This window comes from Microbacterium sp. CH12i, from assembly GCF_000685355.1.
Taxonomy (GTDB): Bacteria; Actinomycetota; Actinomycetes; order Actinomycetales; family Microbacteriaceae; genus Microbacterium.
Genome location: NZ_JHET01000007.1, coordinates 92,723 through 114,687, shown reverse-complemented (window position 1 = coordinate 114,687; position 21,965 = coordinate 92,723). Strand labels below are relative to the sequence as shown.

Genomic DNA, 21,965 nt, shown 5'->3' with positions numbered 1-21,965 from the left:
TGCTCCGCGACTATTCTGCCCACGGGTTACCTTGAATTACCTCGACGAAGTCACCACGCTTGAATCCAGGCACGAAGTGCTCAAGCACGTCGGCTTTCACATTGCCAAATGTCGTGTCAGGACGATCCTTGAGGCCCTCAGTAAAAGCTGCGAGGATCCGATTCTTGAAATCAGGGCGCGGGTGTGCGTCGACGATTTCCTCGCGCTGCGAGTCGGTGATGGTGTCGTATCCGAGTCCAAGGACGTCGTGCTCGACGCCACGGGTAACAAGAGCAACCTCAGCGGCCATGTGCAACGGAATCTCCGGTGTAGTGTGCAGAGCGATCGCCCGCCAAACGGTTTCGGCTTCCGCTTGGCCGATACCGTGCTCGATGAGGAACTGTCGCGCAACGTCAGCGGCGTCGATCTCGAAGCGCTGATCAGCGCTACGGTACTTCTCCGTAAGACCCAGGTCGTGGAACATCGCTCCCACGTAGAGGAGTTCAGGATCGTACTTGATGCCGTCGCGTTCTCCCCGAAGTGCTCCAAAGATAAATACCCGGCGCGAGTGATCGTAAATGAGCGGGGTGGCCACATCACGAACGAGTGCGGTCGCCGCGTTCGTGAGTGCACTGTCGGGAATCGTGATGCCTGCGATCTGTTCAGCCATTTTCTTCGCCCTTCTGTCGAATAATTACAGTCTGGTCGAGCAGGTACCCTGAAGCCATGTCCATAAAGACAGAGACCCCACGGATTCAGACATGAAGCATCGGGTTGGACTCTTCGTATTCGACGGTGTCACGATGCTCGACCTGAGCGGTCCTGCCGAGGTGCTCCACGCGGCTGAGAACGCCGATGGATCCGAACACTACGAACTCATGTACGTGTCACCTGCAGGGGGTGACGTGCAGACATCTGCGAACATGGTCATCGCTCGCACCATCTCAGCTGATCACGTCACCGGACTTGATACCGTCATCATCTGCGGAGCCGATCACCTGCCAGCAACGCAAATCAATCAGGAAGTCATCGAGGCGGCTCGATATCTCGTGGATTGTTCTGGCCGCGTGGTTTCCATATGTACCGGCGCATTCATTCTCGCTGAACTGGGCATCCTCGATCATCGTCGCGCAACCACTCACTGGCGGCATGCAAGCACACTGGCGAGGCGCTACCCTAACGTTGCCGTTGAACGAGACGTTATTTTCGTGCACGACGACAAGGTTTTCACTTCAGCGGGCGTAAGCGCAGGGATGGACCTCGCGCTGCACCTTGTCGAAGCTGACCTCGGGCCAGAGCAGGCTCGGCATGTTGCCCGACACCTCGTCATGTTCATGCAGCGTCCGGGCGGGCAGTCACAATTCTCGACCCCGCTCGAATATCCAGTACCAAGTAACAACTGTCTACGAGTTCTCCTTGACGAGGTGATTGCGTCTCCTGCCGAGTTCTATTCGGTATCAAGTATGGTCAAGCGCATGAACATCAGCGCGCGTCACCTTGCCCGCATGTTTCAACAAGAACTCGGAGAGTCTCCGACGCGCTGGCTCGAAAGAATTCGAACCGGAGCCGCCGCGCAGTTCATACTCAAGGGTCGCCCGATCACAGTGGCCGCACAGCTCAGCGGCTTCGGTGCTGATGAAACGATGCGCCGAGCATTCCATCGTCAATTCGGCGTGTCTCCGAGCGAGTATCGCGCCCGTTTCAACTCGACTGTGAACAACGCGGCATCACGCTAAAGATAAACAGAGTTTAGGTCTCTCAAAGTGGGCCCGGCCGGGATCGAACCGACGACATCCACGGTGGAGTCAGAGCGGTTCAGAAATACGCTCGCTCCGGTAACTTCAATCACTGATGCCCCTCGATTACGACAGTCACAGCAGAAGGATTCCGCCGATGTCGCCTAAAGCCCGCCACGTGTATCTGCCGGATCTCCGATCACTCTGTGATCTGGAAACCGAGCCAGCTGAAGCGCTCACGGTGGACGTGGCATCCGGCCTGCCCGCCTGCGGTAGTTGCATTGTGATTGCCGCTATCGTGCGGTCATCCCTCGCGCTCGAAGCATATGCCGCACTATCAATCTCACCGTCTCTCCCCGAGGATGCACTCTTAGCACTGCGCGGCACCCGTTGGGGCGAAACTTACGACCTTGATGCCATGTCTGATGATGTCGCAAGCATGGATCTACGCACCACGCTCGGGCTTCCACTCGCAGAAAAACAGCTTGCGCAGTACATCGAACAACGGCGTACGCGGGGTAGCGAATCATGAGCACTCGACTTTACGTGAAGCGTATGACGATCCCCCGGCTTCTCCTACTCGAGAACACCTCCGGCGCCCCGTTCGATCCGGCGCGGATCTGTGACGCCTCTAGCCGTCTCGCGCGCCTACCGCAAGCTACGGTGGTTCACGCGTGAACGACTCGCACCGCATGCGGAGGGAAGATCTGGGCGCGGCGGTCGTCGCGGCGCACGCGCCCTTTTCTCTAGCGTCAGAGTCAGGCCCAATAGCGAGCCGACCTATGACAGGAGAACGCATGCACGCCCAAGACCTCGAAGCGCTTGAGATGTTCGTCGATTACCAGCGCGCGCAGAACCTCGCAGCGACCACGATACGCAACAGGCGGAGCATCCTCACCACGCTCGCACGACGCACCGGGACGCTCATTGACTGCGACGTGTTCTCGCTGCGCCGCCACGTCGGCCGCGAAGGCGTCTCAGCAGGAACCAGGCGCACCGAGCGAGGCGCGATCGTCGCGTTCTACACGTTCCTCAAAGAGGAAGAGCTACGCCCCGACAACCCGGCCATGAAGCTGCCAATGATCCGCGTACCGAAGGGTGAGCCGCGGCCGTTCACCCGCGAACAGGTCGACGCGATGCTCACCTGTGGCGCGTACACCCGCACCCGGGCGATGATCCTCCTCGGGTACTACCAGGGCTTCCGCGTGTCATCCATCGCACGCGTGCACGGCACCGACGTCGACCGTCTCTCGAACACGATCCGCACCATCGGGAAAGGCGGCAAAGATCGGAGCCTCCCACTGCATCCCGTGACCGCTGAGCTCTCGCAGTCCATGCCATCGGACGGATACTGGTTCCCGGCGCGAAAGGGCGCGGGCCACGTGAAGCCGTCATCGGTCACCGACCTGATCACGAAGGCGAAGATCCGTGCGGGTATCCTCGACCCACGACTCACCCCGCACTCACTACGGCATGCTTTCGGCACCGACCTCGTCGAAGCTGAGGTGGACATCCGTGTTGTCCAGGAGCTGATGATGCACGAGTCGCTCGCGACAACGCAGATCTACACGGCTGTGAGTGAGCGCCGAAAACAAGCAGGGATCATCACACTGCGGCCTCGGCAGATCCCCCGACATTCTGGGCGTGGCGTCATCGCAGCCTGACGGCCCGTAGACGCACGAAATCGCCCCGCATGGCCAATGACCGGTGCGAGGCGATTCTGTTGCATCGTACGCTGTGACGATGGACGATCTGAGCCTGTACCACCCGTCATGCCCGACTGACGGTGTGCTGCTGCGTGAAGTCGGCGCTGGGTGGGAGTGCCCAGAGTGCGGACGGTTCGAGTCAGCGATGTCGGGACCGCTACCGCCCGAGTTCGACGGGCCTGGTATCCACGGCGGCTGATCAGCGCGCCCCGTTCGGTGGCCCCTTACGCGCGTCAGCATCCCGTTCGAGGTATGCACGCCACAACCGTTCCGATGCGACCCGCAGACTCGTCGCCCACCCGATGACATCATTCCCGAGCGTGACCTTGTACCGCGGCCCCGCATCAGTCCGACGCAACGCGATACCACCGAACGGTGCATAGTCGGTCGGACTCTTCGCCGCCCACACGCCCGGCTCGGTCTCCGTGAGCAGGAGGAACGGATGCCACTCTGACGCCATGCGCCCATGATGCCACCCGGATACGACAAAAGACCCCCTCTGTTCAGCGTGATGCTGAAACAGAGGGGGTCTAGTCGTGTGCAACTAAATGAGGGATTTAGGGGGTCATCGGGGCGAGGCATTAGGCTGGCCTGCATGACTGCCGTGCGATCCATAGCGGGCTGGGTCGCCATCGGCATCCTGGTCGCGGTAGTCACGATCGCCACACTGCAACAGCCAACCCTCGGCGTCGCCGCCGTCGCGCTACTACTGTTCGCGCTATGGGCATGGCGACATCCGGTCGCCGCGGCATCCACGCTCGCGTTCTTGACCGCCGCGTTCCCCAAGGCTGGGGTGCGGGTCGCTGACTTTCCGGTGCCGGTGTTCCTGTTCGGTCTAATTGTCGCCGTGCTCATCATGCGTGCGAGGTCACCCCGGTCACCGCACGGTCCGGTGACACTGCTCATCGTCGGCGCGTTCCTGACGGTCGCTATCGCCCGCTCCCTGCTCTACATGCAGGACGGACCCGCGGCCGTGTTCGCATTCGTGGCGTGGGCCGCGCTGCCCGTCATCATTCTCACGCTCTCGACCAGCATGACCAGCGTGGACCCGCGGTTCATCCGCGCGTTCCAGTGGGGATTCCTGCTGTCCGTCGCATACGCTCTCGTCCAGTTGGCGGGCGGGCTGGATGCGACGGCGGTTCCCGGACTCACTCACGCGCTGGGTGACGACATCACCGAGAAGCACAACATCATCTACGTCACAGGCGGCGAGGATTTCTCCAAGATTCCGTCGACGTACCACAACGGCAACATCTACGGCCTGGCCGCGGCGTTCTTCTTGATCTTCTCCCTCACCCGACTGTTCCGAGGCCACGGGTCGCGACTCGACTTCGCGACATCGGTCGGCGCGATCCTCGCGATCGGACTATCCGGCTCCCGCACCGCCATCATCGCCGCCGCGATTCCCCTGTTCATCCTGCTCCTGCAACGCGGCAAGCTCGGATGGCGGATGCTTGTCGTCGCGGTCGGCGCGGTCGTCGTTGCCGGGGTGCTCATCCTCGAACCTGACCTCGCCGCCCGATACACGATCGACTCCGTGCTCGCCTCCGGTGGCTCTGGCCGGTCGGCTATCTGGGCGCAATACCTCGCGACGATGACACCGGCCGACTTTCTCTTCGGGACAGGTAGCCGCGCCGTGGTGCCGGACGGCTGGGTCGGTGTCGTTATGCAGCTCGGGTTCGTCGGCACCGGTCTACTCGTCGCCGCGGTCGTTGCGCTGATGAAGAGGCGACCAGAGTGGCGCATCGCCCTGGTCGTCCTCCTCACCGGCGCGGTAATCGACTCGTCCTACCTCACGTTCCCGACGTGGTTCATCCCCGCCGCGCTGATGGCCGACACGCTCACACGCCCCACCGCGAGGGTGGCGGATTCGATCATGCGCCCAACGCAGCCTCGGGAGTCCAGACTGGCGCTGCGAACGTGATCGCCGCATCGGTCTGCGTGCTCCCGGCCCCAGCGGCGGGGTTGAGGGCTTGCTCGACACCGATCGTCGTTCCGCTGATCGACAGCACTCTCCATGTCTGAGTGATTGCTCCGATCTTGATGTATGCGCCGATGAAGAGGCCGGTGGTCGAGTTAACCGTCAGCACCTTCGTGCCCGACGTGATCGAGCCTGTCGTGGCTCCTTCGTTCAGCGTGCCGCTCGTACCCGGCGCGGTGCATCGCCACCCCGGCGAAACAGAGGGTGCAGGGTCAGGTTTGTGAACAAGGTCGCCCCTCTCCCACGTGCCGTACGTGGGCGTTGCCGCGAGCCAAGTCGAAGCCTGCTTGCCGTGCGTGTTCTTCGAACGGCCCGAAGGGAAAATGGGGATATTTCCTGCGGGGCCAGTCGGCCACCGGGCTACGTCAAAGTTCCCTCTCACGTCTGCGTAGGCTGCGTCGGTGAACACCATGACCGCCCCGCGCGAGCCGGTGCCGACCCATGCGGCCGAAGACTCGCTGTTGAAGATCTGCGAGTCGCGGTCGATGTATACGCCCCGGTCGATGCGCACGATGTTGCGAATGCCTCCCGCGTGAAAGAAACACGTATCAGTGACGACATGGGACGTGTTGAACGTGCCGATGAGGAGATGCGCCTTCTCGTTATTCGAGTCCGCGAGGGATCGCCCATTTGTCTCGAACGTGCAGTTGCGGATGACAACATTGCGGTTGTTGGCGACGCGAACCCCTGCCAGCTGGTTCGACTCGATGTCAACATCGGAGAGGAAGATCGAGTTGACGTTCGATAGCGAAACGCCGTAGCCGCCCGCGAACTCAGCAAGCCCCCCGATCATGTGGAACGAGTGCCCGTGCGCGATCACCAACCGTGGCTTGAGGTTGCCGAGATCTTGCACGCGCGAAGCATCAACTGGTCCGGGCCGGGGTGCGTCGCTGGGGTCACGCCCGACGTGGCGATGCCAATATCGGCGTGATCTACGTAGACGCGGTTGAGTTCGACCAGGCTTGAAAGGTCGATCTCGACACCGATCGGGATGTTCATCACGTCGCCTGCGCCGGGATTTATGATGCGGGGGTCGCCCGACACCTTGAACTCGGACAGTGAGATAGCGCCGATGCGCGTCGCTGCTGAGCGGATGCGGATGCCCGCACTGCCAGCCGCGAGCGCGGCAGGCCAGACGAGAGTGGTGATGTCCCAGCCCGCCCCGGCCACATGAATGCGGGAGGTGGAGATGAGGAGAGTGGCAGAGCATTTGTACGTGCCGGGTGGGATCTGAACCACGCCACCATTGGCAGTCGCAGCGGCATCTATGGTCGCTTGGATGGCGGCGGTGTCGTCCTCGACGCCGTCTCCTGCCGCCCCGAAGTCGCGCACGTTGAACCACGGCAACGCGATGGTCATTTCCGCACCTATCGTGTCTCTTAGTACAGCCCCCGAAGTGGACTCCGGGTCAGCGAGGATCGGCGCCATGATGCCGTCGTTCGTCGCGACCACGGCCCGCACCTCGTCGGCGTGCTCGGCCGCGTCCTGCTCGGACTGTGCAGCGTTCTCCTCAGCGGTGACAGCGCGACCGCGAGCCGCGACGGCATCCGCGCCGGCCTGAATCGCAGACTGCACAGTCGCCGGATCAAGCCCCGCCGCGACGACTGCACCGTACACCGATGTGAGCTTCGTCGTGAACGATCCAGACTTGATGATGACCTGCACCGGGTCACCGTCTGCCCGGAAGTCCGGGAGCACCCCGATGTTCGACGCCTTCAGCGTGGAGATCTCCACGCCTGAGGTCGGGTCGGTGATACGCAGTGGGGTCGCGAGTGCGAGGTCGTCGACGGCGTGAACGGTGAACTCGGCATCCGAGACGAGGTCTTCCGTCGCCGGGTTGTAGGCGATCGGTGTGCCGAAGTAGTCCTGAAACTCAGCCATGTCTATTTTCCTTACTTCGAATTCAGATCGCGGAACTGCCGACGCGTCAGCCCGGACATCTCCCCAGTGACGGGGTCCACAACAACAGCGGCATCCGCGGGCGCGGAACCGGCGCCCCACCTACGGAGGAACGCATCAACCTGCGGGATCGCCATGATGCGCGATAACGCCGCCGCGATCGTGCCGACGAACGCGATGAACCCGATCAGCCACAGATACCAGGACTCAGGGAGGAACTCGCGGACCGCCTCCAACACCTGCGGAGCGACGAGCAGGAACACCCCCAATCCGGATGCGAGAGCGAGGACAACCTGCACGGCGGTGCGGATCGCCCGCTGATTCGGAAACCAGATCTTGTTCATGATGCTCCTCAGCGGGGAAGGCCCTCAGGCCAGTCAGGTAGTGGAATGCCGTGCGCTGCCATGTGGTCGCGCTGGATGCCGATGAATGCGCGGTAGCCGCGGTTCTCGTCCTCGAGGTGGTCGAGGCGTTTGTCTGTCGCGTCCCGGTACCGTTTGAGTTCTTCCTGCAGCTGGTCGATGAGCTTGTCCTGACCGGAGGTCTCGGCGACGACGACGGCGACCTTCGTGTCGCGCTTCGACTTGCGGTCAGCGACCCGGTGTCCGATCACCGCACCGACGAGACCGGCGAGCGCCACGACGACCGCGCCGGCTGTGCTGAGCACTGTGATGAGTTCGGGGGGCATCAGGCACCCCCGAAGAAGAACATGATTTCCCAGGCGAGAAGGCCCGTGAACACAGCGAGGATCACGCATGGCACGACGACGGATGCTGGCATGCGCCGTTTCCGTCCGTGCTGGATGTTCCGAGGGCGAGTCATGCACCACCTCCGAGCAGATACTTGAGCTTGTCGAACCACGACTGCAACAGCGACCGATCCACCGGGATCGAGTCCGGTGTCGGCTCAGGCTCACCGCGCGCGTATTTCTCCGCAAGGATTACCCGTGCTCGGACAATCAGCGCATCGACGCGGTCCTGCCACCAGTCGCCAGGGCACTCGGTGCCAGGAATCATCTCCCGGTGTGTGAGTGTGGTGTTCGCCCGCTGGCGAAGGTTGTACTTCACGGGAATACCGTCAAGCGTCTTGCCCTCGAAGGATGCAAGCCACGCCATCGCATCGGCGACAACCTCGAACTGCGCTTCAGCCCCGTTACCAGCGCCCTGAATCTCGACACCGTACCCGCGCCAGTTCCAGTCCGGGCCAGTGAGCGCGGGCTTGAACTCGGGCGTGATGAACTCGCGCACCCTCGCGTCGGCCATGACATGCAGATGCGGGCACGAGGATCGGCTGTTGCGATACGAGAACCATTCCCCATCGTCACCGTTCGTGCCGGTGCGGTGAATGTGAAACTGGTCGATGACGACCTCAACCTTTCGCTGGTCGTCGTAACCAGTCCCGCGCGGCCCGTCACCGAGCGGTGCTTTCAGGCCGATGAATGCGCCAGGGTAGAACGGCGCGTACGTTGGCAGCCCGCGCGGGTTGTCTGCATCCTTCGGGCCAGCCGGCGCCTCCTGCTCTCCGGCGGGCGACTCGCCGACTGGGGTGACCTCCGCCGTCCATGCGGCATCCCAAGTAGAGGGGCCGATCAAACCATCAACGGTCAGACCCTTCTCGGCCTGGAACTGGCGGGCGATCGAATCCGTCTCACTGCCGTACAGCCCGTCCGGGTCGATGTGCCAACCACGGTCAGCCATCTTCTGCTGCCACACCCGCAGTTGCGCGCTGTACCCGTGGAAGCCGCTGACGGACTCCTCAGGCCCATCCTGCGGGCCGAAGTACCATTCGGCGGGGAGCGGGAACGGGGGGAACCCCTGCGCAAGCAACTGGTCAGCGTAGGTGTTCGTTGCCGGGCCATAGACGCCGTCCTGATCGAGACCGCCACGCTTCTGCAGATCCTTCGTCGCGGCCTGCGTCGCATCGCCGTCCTTGCCGTCAGCGCCCCACTGTCCGAGGTCGTATCCGAGGCGGATCAGCTTGCCCTGTGCGGACTTCACCCACGCTTCGCCGTACAGCGCGGACGCCGGATAGTTAGCGCCGACGACGCGGCTACTGTCGAAGAACTGCCAGTACCCGTCCGTCGTCGCGTAGCCCTCAACCTCGGAGTGCAGGTGCGGCCCGGTGCTATTGCCCGTGCTGCCGACGACCCCCAACTGGTCACCGTACGAGAAGCGCTGCCCTTCACGAGGGCACGCGCCGTGCGACGGCATGTGGTGGTAGCCGACCTTAGGGCCGATCGCGTCGTACTTCACCCAGATGAAGTAGCCGCCTCGAGAGTTCGAGCCGAGCCAGGTCACCACGCCCGGACCGGACGCCAGGAACGGCGTGCCAGCGGGCTGGGGAAAATCGACACCCGAATGACCCGGATACGTCATCGGGTTACCGAACGGGATAGGCAGCTTGGTCATGGCGGCTCCTTCGAATAAGAAAACCCCCGACGATGCGGGGGTCAAGATGGTGTGGGCGGGAGGTTCACGCGGGAGTGACGAAGCTGCCACCCTTGCCGACGAAGATCTCCGCCTGCGGGAACGTCGACCCCTTGCCGACATTCACGGCCGCAGCCGGTGGGAAAGTGCTGCCCTTGCCGACATACGCGGCAGACAGGGTGCGGGCCGACACCGGGTCCGGGGACCAAGCACCCACGCCAACGGCGTTCCCGCCGCGAGCCCGCCACCAGTACTGCGTACCCGGGGCCAGGCCAGTGACGACCGATGTGCCAGATGAGCCGATGGTCACAACGTTTTGCGTGAATGCAGCATCTGTCGCACGCTGCAGCGCCCATGATGTGATCGGTGAGCCGCCGTCGCCATGACCGTTGAACCGGACACGCATCGACGTTGCCGTGATCTGATCTGGGTTTGGGCCAAATCCTGTCATTGTTGGCGCATCCGGGACCGTCGCCCTACCGACCGCGGCCCACAGCTCGCCACCGTTTCCAAAGCCCCACGTGCCTGTAGCGCCGACACGGAACGCCACAGACTGCGAGAAATAAAGCCCGCCCGCCCACACGTTCACCCACGGTGATCCCGAGGGGTAGCCGACGTTGAACCATCCGCTCCAGGAGTTGTTGACGAGCACCTGAATTGGGATGGCACCACTGTATGTCGAGCCGTCCGAAGACCGAATGCGCATCGTCACATTCACACCGTCATCGTGGATCTCCATCGTCCCGGCATTGCCGATACTCCGGGAAGCGATAAGCGCCATCAGGAACCTCCTATGGTTTCTTGACCCAGACGAGGTTCTCGGCAAACGGTGGCGCCGTCGTACCGACATACACGGAATCCGGCACCCACGTCGGATCGCCGGTCGCGTTGAAACCCAGAACCCAGGTGATCCCGTTGATCCAGATCCGCGAGCCCAGCCGATCCAGATAGCTGCGAACCAACAGGTGACGTGCCGCGAGGCCACCGTCACCGTTCCACACCCGCAAGTCAATGAACTCCTGCGCCGCGGACTGCCCAGCCGTGAAACGCACCAGCCACAACGGCTGATCATCTTTCACACCCGGTGTCATCTCACGGACCGGGATCGACGCTGTTGGCCCGCCAGTGACGAGCACCAGCGTGGACGTGTTCAACGACCAGTCGCGGCGCAACACCAGCAGATCCCACCGATCACCAGCCGCCACAGGCGCACCCGTCAGCGTCTCCACAGCATCCGAAACATCAAGGATGCCCTGACCCGCCGCAAGACCCGGCTGCACCGCAACCTTCCGGTCACCAGACCCCACCGCCGCAGCGTACGCATCCTTACCAACAACGCCATACTGTGTGCCCGAGTGAGCCGCCAACGCCGCCCACTCGGCGTAATCAACAGTCCCTGCAAAGCCCGTCGAACTGATAGTCATCGTCGCTCCAATCCGCGAACCTGCGTTGAGATCTTCTTCACCAGGGCAAGCAGCTGCTCCTGCGGGTCAGCGGTCGCCAACCCCACCGTCGGCTTCACCCGGAAACCGTTCTCCGGATCGTCACTGATCACGACCTGCGTAATCACGTCATCGACCGACAGCGCGCCGACCTCGATATTCACGCGGTCGCCGAGCCTGTACCCGTCCGGGAAGCTGAACCACGACGACTCCAACAGGTCTGCCGTGAACCCCGCTTTCCCAGAACGGTCAGCGAGCTCATCCCACCCAGAAGGGGTGATATCAGAACCTTCCTCGGTGTTACGCGCATCGATGAACACCTCCAGCGGGAGGCCGAGCGCAGTCTCACGCGCCGTATCTGTGACCTGTTGGAACTCACGTTCGGTGCCTTCACCGCGGCCACCGATCACCACCCTCGTCGCCGTGGGCTGCTCGATCACCCACGACCACGACTGCAGTACACCAGACATCGGTGTCAGCGGCCGCGGGAACGTCGCACCCTCAACAACGTCGACCGTCCACCGTCCCGTGTCCTCACGGATCACGGAGAGGATCAGCCGGTCTGCTTCGAGCAGCGGCATCACCTTGCGAGTCAGATCATGCATCCGCAGTTCCAACGTTCCCGTGGTGCCTTTCCCCCGTGTGGGGACGACATCCCACGCCAACCCCAGCCGGGCGACGTTCGCGGCCACAGCAGCCTTCACACGCGTTTCTGTCGGCCCGGTATAAGTCGCGTACTCCGCGGCGCTCTGACCTGCCAGCGGCGCGCCTGGGACCTGCCAGCCAAGGATGCTGTCCAACAGCGACTTGTCATCAACGACGTTCACGCCGACCGTGCCATACGGGGCATCTTCACCGGACAGCGACAGCACCCGGCCAGAGCAGACCAGCTCAGAAGTCAGCGTCCCGGCATCCTCATCAACAGACACCATCCACACCGCACCGCGCGCACCGTCCGCGCCCAGCATCGTCGCGACCACCGGATGAGACTCCGGGATCACCATCGCCGCCGTGTGCGCCGCATACGCCCGCTGCACCACCGTACCCCTGGACGTGAAGTCCGTCAGATACTCACCGGCCGCATCAGAGACCACCGTGCGAAGGAACCGTTTCAACATCGACTCCCCCTCAGAACGCCCGCCAGTGCAGCGGCGTCAAATCCACACGGATAGTCCCCGCACCAGACGCAGCCAACGCCAAGGGTGTAGACCCACCAGCGGGACCGGCGCGAACATCTGAAAACCCAGCTCGCGGGTGCAGTCCACACCATCGAGAGTCGCGAACCGGCCAGACGGATCAGTATCAATCACCAGCACAGAACCGGCAGCGACCTCGAACGGCACATCAATGAGCGCGTCACCGATACCGATCTGCACCAAATCCAACGGGCCCATCACCGTCCACATCGGGTAAGCCGGCTCATTGCCCGGATTGGAAACCTCCGCCTTCGAAAACGTCGCCGCCGGGCTCACGTTGAACGTGGGCGCCAACTCCATCGCGTCGATGAACGGCACGCCCTCGGCCGTGCCGAACTCCTGCGAGATCGGGACACCACGCCATAGGGGACGGGACGCAACCAGCTCGAGGCCGATGATGGCGAGGCCCGTCGTGAATGGATCACGATCGAACGCATAGTCAGCTTCAAAGGTGCCGGTCAGCTCCAACGTGCGCGCCGACTTCCCTTTCCCGACCGTCCACGTCCCCGGCTTCACCGGGTGGATCGAGTCGAAGAACGCACTGTACGCGGCATGCCAAGCAGGGATCGACTTCCCCTTGAATATCAGCGGCCAATAGACCGGCCGTTTCTGGATCGCGTAGTCCACGAGCTGCACCCCTGGCACGAGCGGAGACGATGACTCAAACAATGTCATCTGGGGCATGTGTAGCCCCGTCACTCCCCTACCCATGCCAGGGACAGCACCGAGCGGATCAGCGAGATCCCACACCGACCCATCCGCACCGGTCCACCTCATCGACAGACCACGGTCCATCCATGCCGCACCGGGATTGGATACCGCAGACGCGAAAACGATCGGCATCAAGACCTCCTACATCGAGGGCAACGCCGAAAGAGCGCGGCTCCATAGTTGCTGCTGACGACGCATAGCCGCATCCGGATCGACCGTGATGATGTCGCCGGTATGGGTGAACGAGAACCCTGCTGCCTTTTCCCCAGAAGCACCTGCTTCCATGGATGTGGCGCTTGAGTGCGTCGCGGCCGCGCTCACAGTCGCGGACACCGACTTCATCGCCGTCTGCGCCCTCCGCGATGCTGAGGATGCCATGCCTACTAGCGCGTCGCCGAAGCTCCCGGATTCGTCCATCGCACCAGCGTTGAACTGCTCCATCGTCGCCGCGCCCGATGCCTTCAGCTGACGCCACCCTGTTACGGACAGCGGCCCCTTCTTTGCTGGCGAGTGCGGGAAGAAGTCAAGGATGCCGCCAAGCACCTCTCCGATGGCGTCACCGACGGACCCGATCATGCTGAAGAAACCATCGATGATGCCCTGGATTATCTGCGCACCCAAGCCGAGCCAGTCGACCTCAGCGAGACCGTTCCAGATCGCCTCGATGATCTGAGGCAGCATCGCGATGATCTTCGGGATCGCGTCAATCAGCCCCGTGATCAAAGCGACCACGAGCGTGATACCCGCCTCGATCAGCTTCGGGAGCATTTGCAACAGTCCGACTACGAGTTGCAGCACGAGTTCGATCGCCGCGGTGATCAGCTGCGGGAGCGCATCGATCAGCCCAGTGATGAGCGACATCAATAGCTGGATGCCGGCCTCGATGATCAACGGCAAGTTGTCGATGATCGCCGTGAGCAAGCCCATCACAAGATCGAGCGCCGCCTGCAGCAGCATCGGCAACGCCCCGATGATGCCGGTGATGAGCGCCATGAGCAGCTGGATGCCGCCCTCGATGATCATCGGCAGCGCTTCTACGATCGCTGTCAGCAGTCCTGTCACGAGCTGCACAGCAGCAGTGATCAGCAACGGCAGCGCGGTGACGATCCCTTGAATCAGGGCGGTCACCAGCTGGATCGCACCCTGAATGATCATCGGGAGGTTGGCGACGATCGCGGTGATCAGGCCCTGTACCAGCGAGACTGCACCCGCGGCCAACAGCGGGATCGCTGTGACGATGCCGGAGATCAGCGCGGTGACGATGCCCGTCGCCGCGGTAAGCAGCTGGGGGATTGCGCCGAGTATCCCGTTCACAATGCCAGGCACAGCGGCGACGACCGCATCAATCAGACCAGGAAGTGCTGCGACAACCTGGTCGATGATGCTCGTCAGCCCAGAAACGAGGGACCCGACGTCACCGCCGGAGAGCGCGAACGCACCGAACGCGGCCGCGGCGATACCGAGCGGCCCGCCGAGCAACGCCAACGGTCCTGCGAGTCCACCAAGCATCGGCCCAAGAAGCGGGAGCCGAGTCAGCACACCCGCGAGCCCGCCAGCACCGAGAGCAGCGAACGCGCCCGCAAGTGGCGCGATGACGCTGCTAAGCCCACCAAGACCGATACTCGCCAGACCGCCACCCTCGCCGAACTTGTTCAGCAGGTTGGTGATCCAGTCCAGTGCCGGGCCGAGAACGCTGAGCAGTACGCCGCCGAAAACCTTCGCGCGTTCTTCGATCGGGCCGAGCGCTGACGTTGCCGCCGCGATCAACGGACCGATCTTGCCGTAGATCCCCTCGAGCGCGTTCGCGCCAATCCGGCCCATGGCGGCCATGAAGTTCTTTGCCGCGCCGGGGACGGTCTTACCCATCTCCTGCGCAACAGTTCCCGCGGCAGCCTCTGCGGCCTTGGAGAACGTTTCGAAGTCGATCTTGCCTTCGGAGGCCATGTTGAAGACTTCGCCAGCGGTGACGCCGAGTTGGTCCGCGAGGGCCTGGTAGATCGGGATGCCTTTGTCGGCAAGCTGGGAAATGATGTCGTTCTGGACACCGTTTGCCTGCGTGGCCGCCTTGTTGAAGATCGACCCCATGTCCTCCATGGACAGGCCAGCCGCGGCAGCGTTGTTCGCGATGTTCTTCAGATGGGACTGCAGCTGCTCGCCGGGCTTGATGTTTGCTGCGACCGCGGATGCCGCGACCGTGGCTGCTTCGCCAAGTCCGAAACTGGTCCCCTTGACGGAGGCCATCGCGTCGGACATGACCTTGTCGACAGCGGTGGCATCGTTCCCGAGACCAGTGAGCTTCGCACGTGCCGTATCAATCGCAGCCAGGCGACCGAAGCCCGAGGTGAGCGCGATACCGATCCCTGCGGCCGCGATAGTGACGGCACCGGTGGCGGCGGACTGGATGCCGCGGCCGAGCGCTTCCCCTGCTGCGGTCGCCGCACGGCCAGCTGCGGAGACAACCGACTGGAACGCAGACGCCGCGGTAGACCCAATGCGCGACAGCCCAGAGCCGAACGCTGACACTAGTCGCCCGGCCGCGGGACCAGCGACCGTTGCGATTTTCGAGAACAACGCAGAGACCTGTGTCGTGACCGGGCTCAACCATGTCGATACTTTCGAGCCGAGTTTCACGAACGGGGATGCAAGTGTCGTGCCCACCGCGGCCATGTACTGCGCCATCGGAGCGAACGCCCCACGCACCGTGGAACCGACCGATCCGAGCCACGACTTCGACGCGGACCACGCCTTGGCGATGCCGCCGCCGACCATCGTCGCCATGGACGTGAACTGCTTCGACACCTGTGCCGACACGAGACGCGCCAGACCAGTGAGACCAGTGATGTCGGACGTTGCTCGGAGGATGCCGCCGATTGATCCCGCGATGCCAGTGAAGGCAGACTGCGCCGCCTTCGAATCTTTCCAACCATCGCGCAGATTGCTGGTGAACGCCTGCAGCCCACCTGTCCCCCGTGAGACAGCACCCGTCACAGATTCCGTCGCGACACGCACAGCGTCCTGCGCCGACTTCAGACGTAGCGATGCCGCGGTCACGGCGTCCGATGCGGCAGCATGACGACGGCGGGCCGCGGCGAGACGCTCATCAGCGGCGACCGCCTGAGAAGACTCCGCCCCAGACTTCGCGATCGCCTCCTGCAGCTTCACCTCAGCGACACGAACCTTGCCGGCCTCGTCCTGCTGCTTCAGTCGCACGGACGACAGTGCACGCGACGCCGAGGCAACGTCAGTGTTCAGCTTCCGCAACTCAGCCGCACCGAGATCTGCAGCAGACGACGACAGCGCCGACTTCAGGTTCTTCCCGATCGTGCGCCCAGCCGTCGCCCCGGCACCCTTGAATCCACCGTCAAAGCTCTTCGCCCCGGCGGCTCCGGCCTCCTTCGTCCCCTTCGCGACACGAGATTTGAATCCCGTCATCACGGGGAAGATCGAAACGTGGCCGGAGCCGACTTCAGAGGACATGCACACCCCTCCACTCAGGACGAGAAGATCAACCCGTCGTCGAGGGCTGCTTGAGCTTCTGCGATTTCTGCGGCATCCGCGCGCGGTTCGTTCTTCCGTGGATCCGGAAGAACCCACGGCATGAGCTTCGTCGACGCCTTGTGATCACCGATCTGCGCGATCAGCGACAGTAGCTCGAGCGTGGATGCCGGGTACGCCCACCCGGCGAGCTCAGCGCCGAGGTGTGTGGAGGTATCAGCGGAAGCTTCCTCGATGAGGAGTTTCGCTTCCCCCCAGGTGAGGCCGTCGCCAGATCAGAGATGCCTACACCGAACCCGCGCAAAGCGCGTGCGACCGGTCCTCGGTGCTCTCGGATGATCTGGGCGACGGCAATCATTCCGGGAAGGCCGCCTGCTGAACGCGCTGAAGGGTCCGGAAGTACTTCTCTGCGAGGATCGCTGCTTCGACCATGTCGCGGCTGGAGAAGTCTTTCGCGGATTCTTCGCCGCCGAGCTTCTTCAGGATCGCCTTGAACTGATCGACCGGCGTGCTGTAGTCCGCCTGGAGTTCGTCGACCTCGTCAAGGCTGAGTGCGAGAGGAACCTCGATGATCGTGCCGTCGGTGAGACGGCCAACGAATCGACGCTCCACGATGATGAAACGCACGTCGGGGACGGCTGCGAGGATCGCCTTCGTCTCGTCGTCTTCGGTCCAGTTGTCGAAGTCGTAGCCGGGGTCTTCGGACTTGGTCTTGGGTGTAGCCATGATGTTCTCCTTGTCGGGGTTATCGGGTGGATGTCGGGTGTGATGTGTGTTGATGGCTGGTCGGGATGACCCGACGACACCCCGACCAGCCGGTCTTGCTACGCGGCGGTGCCGGTCTCCCAGCTGTCGCCATCCCAGTAGGCCTGCGAGGCATTACCGAGAACGACGTGCTGACCGGTCGTCCATGCAGCGGTCTGGCCGAGCGCACCCAGTCCCTGCAGCGCAGCGAGAGTCGCCGGCACAGTAGCGCCCACGGGGGTGAACGAACCGGGTGTTCCAGCCGTAGCGCCCGTGGCAACGACCGGGTTACCGGGGATCGCGGGGCCCCACTGCCAGAACGGCGCGTTGTTGAACAGCGGGTCTTCCTGCCAGGTGAACGTCACGGCCTGACCTTCGACCTCGCCTCGGGTCTGCTGGTCAGGCTCGACGGCAGTGACCGATGCCACACCGATCTGGCGCTTCTCGATTCCGTTTCGGTATCGAGTGACCACATACAGGATGAACCGGTTGTCGGGCAGCGACGAGGAGACCTCGATCACGCCGTTCGCATCCGGCTCAGCACCCTCCGTGAGCGCCTGCACATTCGGGTTCTGCTCGGCGAGGTTGATGACCACGGAGCGAGTTCCGTCACCAGCGAGCGTGTAGCCCTTCTGGAAGAACTCGATCGCATCACCAGTCTCGCGAGCGGGGGCGGGGCCACCGTCGACCTTGTACAGGCCGAGGCGTTTCGCCGCCACCGGGAGGGTGAGCGGGGATGCACCGAGTTCGGCCTTGGTGATGACGTTCGCGACGTCGACCGGCGCGAACGCGGCGACGCCAGTGATCGGGACGCCAACGGCGCTCAGGTCATTGCCGCTTGAGTCGGCAGCCATAATTACTCCTTCAAATACGAAGGGCCCCGCGCGATGCAAGGCCCTAGTGGGATGGGATGGAGCGGTTACGCCTGCCGACGTTTCCGCCACTCGGTCAAGAGGCGTTTGCCCTTGCTGAGGTTGCAATCGGGGCACGCTGGCGCGAGATTCCCGATTGCGTGGTGACCGCCCCGAGCAAGCGGCACGATGTGGTCCAGGTGAAACCTGGAAGTGAACGGGGTTGCGCAGTACGCGCAGCGGTGATCGAAGCGGGCAACGAGTCGAAGAACGTCGCGCTCAGTTACTTGGAAGGCACCGTTGCTCACCTTCAGTGCGCGCCGCTTGGCTTCCTTCTGTCGAAAGCGCTCACGGTTCGCCTGGCGGTATCGCTCATCCTTCGCGCGAATCGACTCAGGGTGTCGCGCTGCCCACCGTCGCACCGCGTCTCGCCTGCGCTCGGGGTGCGCGGCGCGGTATGCGGCATTGCGCCCGAGGAGGACATCGCGATTCTTCGCGTACCGCACGCGATGGTAACCGGGATTGTCACGCCACCATTGGGCGTTCTGCTCGCGGTAGTAATCCGGCTTCTTGGCCTTCGACGCACGCGCCGCGGCGTTGGTCTTGTCGCGGTTCTCGCTCGACCATTGCAGCTGGTAATGACGCAGGCAGAGACCTCGCGCCTTGTGCTTTCGGCCGCATCCATCGATGGTGCATCCGCGTGCCTGGGTAGACTGCATCGCAGCCCTCCGATCGCCTTAGCTCGATCTGTTGGGTCAGGCTCCGGGTTGAGTGTTGACGCACTCCCCGGGGCCGTTCTCACTCTATGACGGAGTTACGACATAGGCGTGGAACACGAACGGCTCCGACATGAATGTCGAGACATACGTCCCAACGCCCTCCGGGATCGGGTTCCCTGTGCCGACGACAGTGACCGCAGCGAGCGAGCGCTCCGCTTTCGGATCTACCTCCGCCCACATCACGAGCTCGCCGGCGGGGTCGAAGTCGACTCGGAGTGGCACAGCGCCGCGAGGGACCTCGACTTCGAACCGCGGGTCTCCTCTATACCCAAGAGGGAACTTCCAAATCGTCCGCATGCTTCCTCCGTGTGTCGGGTTGGTAGCTCACCAGGAGCCGGCCGCGACGTACTGCGCCGTCAGGTAACGGCGTGCGACGTCGAGCTGTTCAAGCACCGCGTACGGGCCATTGCACCCGGACGGGTCGACGGCTGCGATCGGCGGCATGGAGATCGGCGCCGGTACGTCCGGGCCGAGAGGAAGGTCGAGGTCGAAGAGGACCGCTGCGAGCCATCGGGCGATGTCGTTCGCGGGTTTGTCGTTCATCCGCGATCCGGCGAGAACAGACGCACCGATAGACCGGTCGAAGGTCACATGCGAGAGGCGTGGACCGGAGTCGTCACGAATCACTATGAGCGGACGCGTGAGCGGCAATGACAGCGTCGGCGGCTCCTTGTTTGACACCGACACGTTCACGCCCTCAGCAGCCGCGATGGCGCGCACGTAGCCCGTCAGCCACAGCTCAAGATCGGGCGGAGTGACTCTCACTGCTTCGCCGCTTTCAATGCCCGAGCGAGGTAGCCACCCTTGCTTTCCAGCAGCAGCGTCTTGTCATCGTCTCCGACGATGCGTGTCGTGCGCCGGTAACGGGATTCGTAATGCTCCAGGTGGAGTCCGTCGCGGTAGTCGCCATCGTCAACAGGTGCGCTCGCGCGTGCATTCGAGAGCGCCTTGTTCCCGATGCCGTCGACGAGCGCTTCAACCTTCGACTGCCTAAGCACAGTCTCGAAGAACCGCTCATTGAACTCGACTTCGGTGTTGCCACTACGAGCCATCGGGGTCTCCTTCGCTCAGCCGACCGCGCGGGTCAGCGGGATCTCTCGAGGCGGCGTCCACCCAGTGAACGGGTTCGTATCCGCCGCCGGAGGGATGCCGTCGATTGAGTAGATCGGCGCGCCGTCCGCGCCATCGCGGATGCGGTCGCCCTTCTGGATGTCGAAGCTGCCCTCACAGAACAGGGACTTCGACTCAACTGCCTGCTCGCGGGTCGCATTGCCGAGCAGCGAAGTCGATGTCTGCGCGACGAACGCGCCGGGAATCTCCAGCGTCGCCGGGGTCGACCAGTCCGCCGGTGTCTCATCCCCGGAGTACGGGTCTGTAATCGTTCCCGCGCGCAACCGGAACACGGTACGACCGAACGGAAAGTCCATTAGTAACGCTCCGGCCACAGGCGAGCGATGGGGCGCTCAATCGGGAAAGACCCGACAGAGAGACCTGGGGATGCAGGTGCTTTGCACAGCGCCCGCAGAGCGCGCCCAGGCTGACCGTCAAACGCTGACTCGACGTCTGCGTAGTCGACGGACGCGACCCGATCCGCTGGCCCTTCACGAGCCGGGAACCGCGACCGGCAAGATCTTTGTAGACGCGACGCAGGATCGCGATCGCGTTCTTCTGGTCCTCGCTGTCATCGACGAACGAGGAGATGCAGGGGGCGATGTCGTGGCCAATGATGAGCACCTCGCGTGCGAGGTCCTCATCGGTGCCGATCTTGTCGTGCGTGACCGCCATGATCATCGCCCCCTATCTCTTATTTGATCTCGGCGACTAGGCCGAGGCTCACCACGTGCTTGATGCTGTCCGCGTCGAAGGCATCCGGGAGGACGTGCGCGCCGCGGTACAAGTACCGCTCCGAGCCGTCCGGGGTGCGGATGACCGCGACCGGGCCGGTCACGATGAAGCGTGGCTCAGCATCTTCCGCTTCCTTCTCAGGCTCGGTGGAGGCGGCCTCGGATGCCTCCTGCTTCGCCTTCTCTTCTGCGGCCTGCTTCTCAGCAGCAGCCTTGTCGGCCGCCGCCTTCTGCTCAGCCGACGGCGCGGCAGCCATCAGAGACCCGTTCCGGTGATCTTCAGGCCGGCGTGCGGCTCCAGGACAACAGGGACCGTCACGCGACGAGCACGAACGGTGTAGCTGTCCGTTTTGTTGCGGTTCGAGTAGGTCTCGACGTTGAACTCACCCGCGCGGACGTAGTCCGGCGATCCGAGATCCTCGTCGGCCATTCCGCCGAGCTGCACGCGATCGACCAGCATCGGATCCGATCCGACGATGTGCGGCGAGGTGACCCAGGTGTACCCAAGCAGGTTCTGCGGGAAGCTCCCGTTCACCAGCGGGTTGCCGTTGCCCTCTCGCGGCAGGACGCCAGCCGAAGCGAACAGCCCCATGACCTTCGCCCACTGCGCACCCGAGAGTGCGACGGTGTCGAGGTCGAGGCCCAGTGCGAGATCTTCGCGGTTCGCCTTCGCCGCGGCAAGTGCCGTGACGACGTTCGCGACAGTGGTCCACGCGCTCGAGGCGAACGTGTCGGTCACCTTCGAGGCGATGACTGCCATGGCGATCGCGTCGACGTCGCGGACGACGCCGTTGACGAGCTTGGTCAGCGCACGGTTCACCGTGACCTGACCTGCCTGCTTGATCTTCTCGTCGGTGATGTCCGTCTCGAGACCGCGCTTGTCGGTCTTCGCGGCGGCCAGCTCGCCCGTGGTGAGTACCGTCTTGGGGTACTCGCCGTTCGGGCCGACAGACTCCGACGCATCGGCGGGGAAGATCTGCTCACCCGTCTCGTAGAAGATTCCGCCACCCTCAGCGGTGTAGCGGTTCGCGAGCAGGTAGTCCGAGATGAACCGCTGGTCGGTCAGCTCGGCCACTCGCCGCGCGATGAGCGCGGGGTTGCTGAGGAGCAGGTGAATCTGCTCCGTGGACAGGGTGCCCGTGGGACGGGCAACCGGGTAGGTGTACGACGGCATGT

At 63.4% G+C, this 21,965-nt stretch carries 27 protein-coding genes; 5 read left to right on the top strand and 22 right to left on the bottom strand.

Features of this window, described 5'->3' with window-relative positions; translation table 11 throughout:
* Nucleotides 1-10: 10 nt before the first annotated feature.
* Nucleotides 11-649 carry an HD domain-containing protein gene (locus DC31_RS09010; protein ID WP_036279175.1) on the bottom strand — a complete coding sequence of 213 codons (639 nt, stop codon included), beginning with the start codon at nt 647-649 and terminating at the stop codon, nt 11-13.
* Nucleotides 650-740: 91 nt separating this feature from the next.
* Between DC31_RS09010 and DC31_RS09005 the strand changes: the two genes are divergently transcribed.
* The 4 genes from DC31_RS09005 (at nt 741) to DC31_RS18425 (ending at nt 3,620) form a co-directional block, all read left to right on the top strand.
* Entirely contained in the window at nt 741-1,715 is a 975-nt protein-coding gene (locus DC31_RS09005) for a GlxA family transcriptional regulator (protein WP_036279173.1), read from the top strand.
* 157 nt (nt 1,716-1,872) lie between these two features.
* Nucleotides 1,873-2,247, top strand: a complete 375-nt coding sequence (locus DC31_RS09000; RefSeq protein ID WP_152545389.1) for a hypothetical protein — start codon at nt 1,873-1,875, stop codon at nt 2,245-2,247.
* Between the two features lie 265 nt (nt 2,248-2,512).
* The gene (locus tag DC31_RS08995; protein ID WP_051606670.1) at nt 2,513-3,379 is read left to right on the top strand and encodes a tyrosine-type recombinase/integrase; all 867 of its coding nucleotides are present in this window, start codon (nt 2,513-2,515) and stop codon (nt 3,377-3,379) included.
* A 79-nt stretch (nt 3,380-3,458) separates the two neighbouring features.
* On the top strand, nt 3,459-3,620 hold the full coding sequence (locus DC31_RS18425; protein ID WP_160173217.1) for a hypothetical protein: 162 nt from the start codon (nt 3,459-3,461) through the stop codon (nt 3,618-3,620).
* Here DC31_RS18425 and DC31_RS08985 read toward each other — a convergent pair whose 3' ends face one another.
* Nucleotides 3,621-3,881, bottom strand: coding sequence for a hypothetical protein (locus DC31_RS08985; RefSeq protein WP_051606669.1), 261 nt, complete (start codon nt 3,879-3,881; stop codon nt 3,621-3,623).
* Nucleotides 3,882-4,016: 135 nt separating this feature from the next.
* Here DC31_RS08985 and DC31_RS08980 point away from each other — a divergent pair, with 135 nt between their 5' ends.
* Nucleotides 4,017-5,345: a hypothetical protein gene (locus tag DC31_RS08980; RefSeq protein ID WP_036279167.1), complete on the top strand. Its 1,329-nt coding sequence runs from the start codon at nt 4,017-4,019 to the stop codon at nt 5,343-5,345.
* Here DC31_RS08980 and DC31_RS08975 read toward each other — a convergent pair.
* From DC31_RS08975 to DC31_RS08880, 20 genes are all read right to left on the bottom strand, one after another.
* Complete coding sequence (locus DC31_RS08975; protein WP_036279164.1) at nt 5,296-6,255, bottom strand: right-handed parallel beta-helix repeat-containing protein; 960 nt, start codon at nt 6,253-6,255, stop codon at nt 5,296-5,298. The two genes, DC31_RS08980 and DC31_RS08975, sit on opposite strands and share 50 nt — an antisense overlap.
* Complete coding sequence (locus DC31_RS18700) at nt 6,219-7,283, bottom strand: glycosyl hydrolase family 28-related protein (protein WP_036279160.1); 1,065 nt, start codon at nt 7,281-7,283, stop codon at nt 6,219-6,221. The genes DC31_RS08975 and DC31_RS18700 overlap by 37 nt, the downstream gene beginning before the upstream one ends.
* A gap of 11 nt (nt 7,284-7,294) precedes the next feature.
* Nucleotides 7,295-7,645, bottom strand: coding sequence for a hypothetical protein (locus DC31_RS08965; RefSeq protein ID WP_036279157.1), 351 nt, complete (start codon nt 7,643-7,645; stop codon nt 7,295-7,297).
* An 8-nt stretch (nt 7,646-7,653) separates the two neighbouring features.
* Nucleotides 7,654-7,989, bottom strand: a complete 336-nt coding sequence (locus tag DC31_RS08960) for a hypothetical protein (RefSeq protein WP_152545387.1) — start codon at nt 7,987-7,989, stop codon at nt 7,654-7,656.
* Nucleotides 7,989-8,123 carry a hypothetical protein gene (locus tag DC31_RS19925; RefSeq protein ID WP_268748230.1) on the bottom strand — a complete coding sequence of 45 codons (135 nt, stop codon included), beginning with the start codon at nt 8,121-8,123 and terminating at the stop codon, nt 7,989-7,991. Before DC31_RS19925 ends, DC31_RS08960 begins: the two co-directional genes overlap by 1 nt.
* The gene (locus tag DC31_RS16985) at nt 8,120-9,709 is read right to left on the bottom strand and encodes a peptidoglycan-binding protein (RefSeq protein WP_051606667.1); all 1,590 of its coding nucleotides are present in this window, start codon (nt 9,707-9,709) and stop codon (nt 8,120-8,122) included. Before DC31_RS16985 ends, DC31_RS19925 begins: the two co-directional genes overlap by 4 nt.
* A 64-nt stretch (nt 9,710-9,773) precedes the next feature.
* Complete coding sequence (locus tag DC31_RS08950; protein WP_036279155.1) at nt 9,774-10,508, bottom strand: fibronectin type III domain-containing protein; 735 nt, start codon at nt 10,506-10,508, stop codon at nt 9,774-9,776.
* A gap of 10 nt (nt 10,509-10,518) precedes the next feature.
* Entirely contained in the window at nt 10,519-11,151 is a 633-nt protein-coding gene (locus tag DC31_RS08945; RefSeq protein WP_036279152.1) for a hypothetical protein, read from the bottom strand.
* Nucleotides 11,148-12,287 (bottom strand): Gp37-like protein, encoded by a 1,140-nt coding sequence (locus tag DC31_RS08940; protein ID WP_036279149.1) that lies wholly within the window; start codon nt 12,285-12,287, stop codon nt 11,148-11,150. The genes DC31_RS08945 and DC31_RS08940 overlap by 4 nt, the downstream gene beginning before the upstream one ends.
* Nucleotides 12,288-12,323: 36 nt before the next feature.
* The gene (locus DC31_RS08935; RefSeq protein ID WP_036279147.1) at nt 12,324-13,208 is read right to left on the bottom strand and encodes a hypothetical protein; all 885 of its coding nucleotides are present in this window, start codon (nt 13,206-13,208) and stop codon (nt 12,324-12,326) included.
* 9 nt (nt 13,209-13,217) lie between these two features.
* Nucleotides 13,218-16,553 (bottom strand): phage tail protein, encoded by a 3,336-nt coding sequence (locus tag DC31_RS08930; protein WP_036279143.1) that lies wholly within the window; start codon nt 16,551-16,553, stop codon nt 13,218-13,220.
* Nucleotides 16,554-16,925: 372 nt separating this feature from the next.
* Nucleotides 16,926-17,297, bottom strand: coding sequence for a hypothetical protein (locus DC31_RS08925; RefSeq protein ID WP_036279141.1), 372 nt, complete (start codon nt 17,295-17,297; stop codon nt 16,926-16,928).
* Nucleotides 17,298-17,395: 98 nt separating this feature from the next.
* Entirely contained in the window at nt 17,396-18,169 is a 774-nt protein-coding gene (locus DC31_RS08920) for a hypothetical protein (protein WP_036279138.1), read from the bottom strand.
* 65 nt (nt 18,170-18,234) lie between these two features.
* Complete coding sequence (locus DC31_RS16980) at nt 18,235-18,885, bottom strand: HNH endonuclease (RefSeq protein ID WP_051606665.1); 651 nt, start codon at nt 18,883-18,885, stop codon at nt 18,235-18,237.
* Nucleotides 18,886-18,969: 84 nt separating this feature from the next.
* Entirely contained in the window at nt 18,970-19,242 is a 273-nt protein-coding gene (locus DC31_RS08910) for a DUF7352 domain-containing protein (protein WP_036279135.1), read from the bottom strand.
* 27 nt (nt 19,243-19,269) lie between these two features.
* Nucleotides 19,270-19,710, bottom strand: a complete 441-nt coding sequence (locus tag DC31_RS08905; protein WP_036279132.1) for a hypothetical protein — start codon at nt 19,708-19,710, stop codon at nt 19,270-19,272.
* Nucleotides 19,707-19,997, bottom strand: a complete 291-nt coding sequence (locus DC31_RS08900) for a hypothetical protein (RefSeq protein WP_036279130.1) — start codon at nt 19,995-19,997, stop codon at nt 19,707-19,709. Before DC31_RS08900 ends, DC31_RS08905 begins: the two co-directional genes overlap by 4 nt.
* A 15-nt stretch (nt 19,998-20,012) precedes the next feature.
* Nucleotides 20,013-20,372 (bottom strand): hypothetical protein, encoded by a 360-nt coding sequence (locus DC31_RS08895; protein WP_036279127.1) that lies wholly within the window; start codon nt 20,370-20,372, stop codon nt 20,013-20,015.
* Nucleotides 20,373-20,749: 377 nt separating this feature from the next.
* The gene (locus DC31_RS18695) at nt 20,750-21,046 is read right to left on the bottom strand and encodes a hypothetical protein (RefSeq protein ID WP_036279121.1); all 297 of its coding nucleotides are present in this window, start codon (nt 21,044-21,046) and stop codon (nt 20,750-20,752) included.
* Nucleotides 21,046-21,963 carry a phage major capsid protein gene (locus DC31_RS08880; RefSeq protein ID WP_036279118.1) on the bottom strand — a complete coding sequence of 306 codons (918 nt, stop codon included), beginning with the start codon at nt 21,961-21,963 and terminating at the stop codon, nt 21,046-21,048. Before DC31_RS08880 ends, DC31_RS18695 begins: the two co-directional genes overlap by 1 nt.
* Nucleotides 21,964-21,965 lie beyond the last annotated feature (2 nt).

What these genes read in the sequence shown, in the direction of transcription:
- DC31_RS09010 (WP_036279175.1), bottom strand. Translation starts at nt 649, where the DNA reads ATGGCTGAACAGATCGCAGGCATCACGATTCCCGACAGTGCACTCACG.
- DC31_RS09005 (WP_036279173.1), top strand. Translation starts at nt 741, where the DNA reads ATGAAGCATCGGGTTGGACTCTTCGTATTCGACGGTGTCACGATGCTC.
- DC31_RS09000 (WP_152545389.1), top strand. Translation starts at nt 1,873, where the DNA reads ATGTCGCCTAAAGCCCGCCACGTGTATCTGCCGGATCTCCGATCACTC.
- DC31_RS08995 (WP_051606670.1), top strand. Translation starts at nt 2,513, where the DNA reads ATGCACGCCCAAGACCTCGAAGCGCTTGAGATGTTCGTCGATTACCAG.
- DC31_RS18425 (WP_160173217.1), top strand. Translation starts at nt 3,459, where the DNA reads ATGGACGATCTGAGCCTGTACCACCCGTCATGCCCGACTGACGGTGTG.
- DC31_RS08985 (WP_051606669.1), bottom strand. Translation starts at nt 3,881, where the DNA reads ATGGCGTCAGAGTGGCATCCGTTCCTCCTGCTCACGGAGACCGAGCCG.
- DC31_RS08980 (WP_036279167.1), top strand. Translation starts at nt 4,017, where the DNA reads ATGACTGCCGTGCGATCCATAGCGGGCTGGGTCGCCATCGGCATCCTG.
- DC31_RS18700 (WP_036279160.1), bottom strand. Translation starts at nt 7,283, where the DNA reads ATGGCTGAGTTTCAGGACTACTTCGGCACACCGATCGCCTACAACCCG.
- DC31_RS08965 (WP_036279157.1), bottom strand. Translation starts at nt 7,645, where the DNA reads ATGAACAAGATCTGGTTTCCGAATCAGCGGGCGATCCGCACCGCCGTG.
- DC31_RS08960 (WP_152545387.1), bottom strand. Translation starts at nt 7,989, where the DNA reads ATGCCCCCCGAACTCATCACAGTGCTCAGCACAGCCGGCGCGGTCGTC.
- DC31_RS19925 (WP_268748230.1), bottom strand. Translation starts at nt 8,123, where the DNA reads ATGACTCGCCCTCGGAACATCCAGCACGGACGGAAACGGCGCATGCCA.
- DC31_RS16985 (WP_051606667.1), bottom strand. Translation starts at nt 9,709, where the DNA reads ATGACCAAGCTGCCTATCCCGTTCGGTAACCCGATGACGTATCCGGGT.
- DC31_RS08950 (WP_036279155.1), bottom strand. Translation starts at nt 10,508, where the DNA reads ATGGCGCTTATCGCTTCCCGGAGTATCGGCAATGCCGGGACGATGGAG.
- DC31_RS08945 (WP_036279152.1), bottom strand. Translation starts at nt 11,151, where the DNA reads ATGACTATCAGTTCGACGGGCTTTGCAGGGACTGTTGATTACGCCGAG.
- DC31_RS08940 (WP_036279149.1), bottom strand. Translation starts at nt 12,287, where the DNA reads ATGTTGAAACGGTTCCTTCGCACGGTGGTCTCTGATGCGGCCGGTGAG.
- DC31_RS08935 (WP_036279147.1), bottom strand. Translation starts at nt 13,208, where the DNA reads ATGCCGATCGTTTTCGCGTCTGCGGTATCCAATCCCGGTGCGGCATGG.
- DC31_RS08930 (WP_036279143.1), bottom strand. Translation starts at nt 16,553, where the DNA reads ATGTCCTCTGAAGTCGGCTCCGGCCACGTTTCGATCTTCCCCGTGATG.
- DC31_RS08925 (WP_036279141.1), bottom strand. Translation starts at nt 17,297, where the DNA reads ATGGCTACACCCAAGACCAAGTCCGAAGACCCCGGCTACGACTTCGAC.
- DC31_RS08920 (WP_036279138.1), bottom strand. Translation starts at nt 18,169, where the DNA reads ATGGCTGCCGACTCAAGCGGCAATGACCTGAGCGCCGTTGGCGTCCCG.
- DC31_RS16980 (WP_051606665.1), bottom strand. Translation starts at nt 18,885, where the DNA reads ATGCAGTCTACCCAGGCACGCGGATGCACCATCGATGGATGCGGCCGA.
- DC31_RS08910 (WP_036279135.1), bottom strand. Translation starts at nt 19,242, where the DNA reads ATGCGGACGATTTGGAAGTTCCCTCTTGGGTATAGAGGAGACCCGCGG.
- DC31_RS08900 (WP_036279130.1), bottom strand. Translation starts at nt 19,997, where the DNA reads ATGGCTCGTAGTGGCAACACCGAAGTCGAGTTCAATGAGCGGTTCTTC.
- DC31_RS08895 (WP_036279127.1), bottom strand. Translation starts at nt 20,372, where the DNA reads ATGGACTTTCCGTTCGGTCGTACCGTGTTCCGGTTGCGCGCGGGAACG.
- DC31_RS18695 (WP_036279121.1), bottom strand. Translation starts at nt 21,046, where the DNA reads ATGGCTGCCGCGCCGTCGGCTGAGCAGAAGGCGGCGGCCGACAAGGCT.
- DC31_RS08880 (WP_036279118.1), bottom strand. Translation starts at nt 21,963, where the DNA reads ATGCCGTCGTACACCTACCCGGTTGCCCGTCCCACGGGCACCCTGTCC.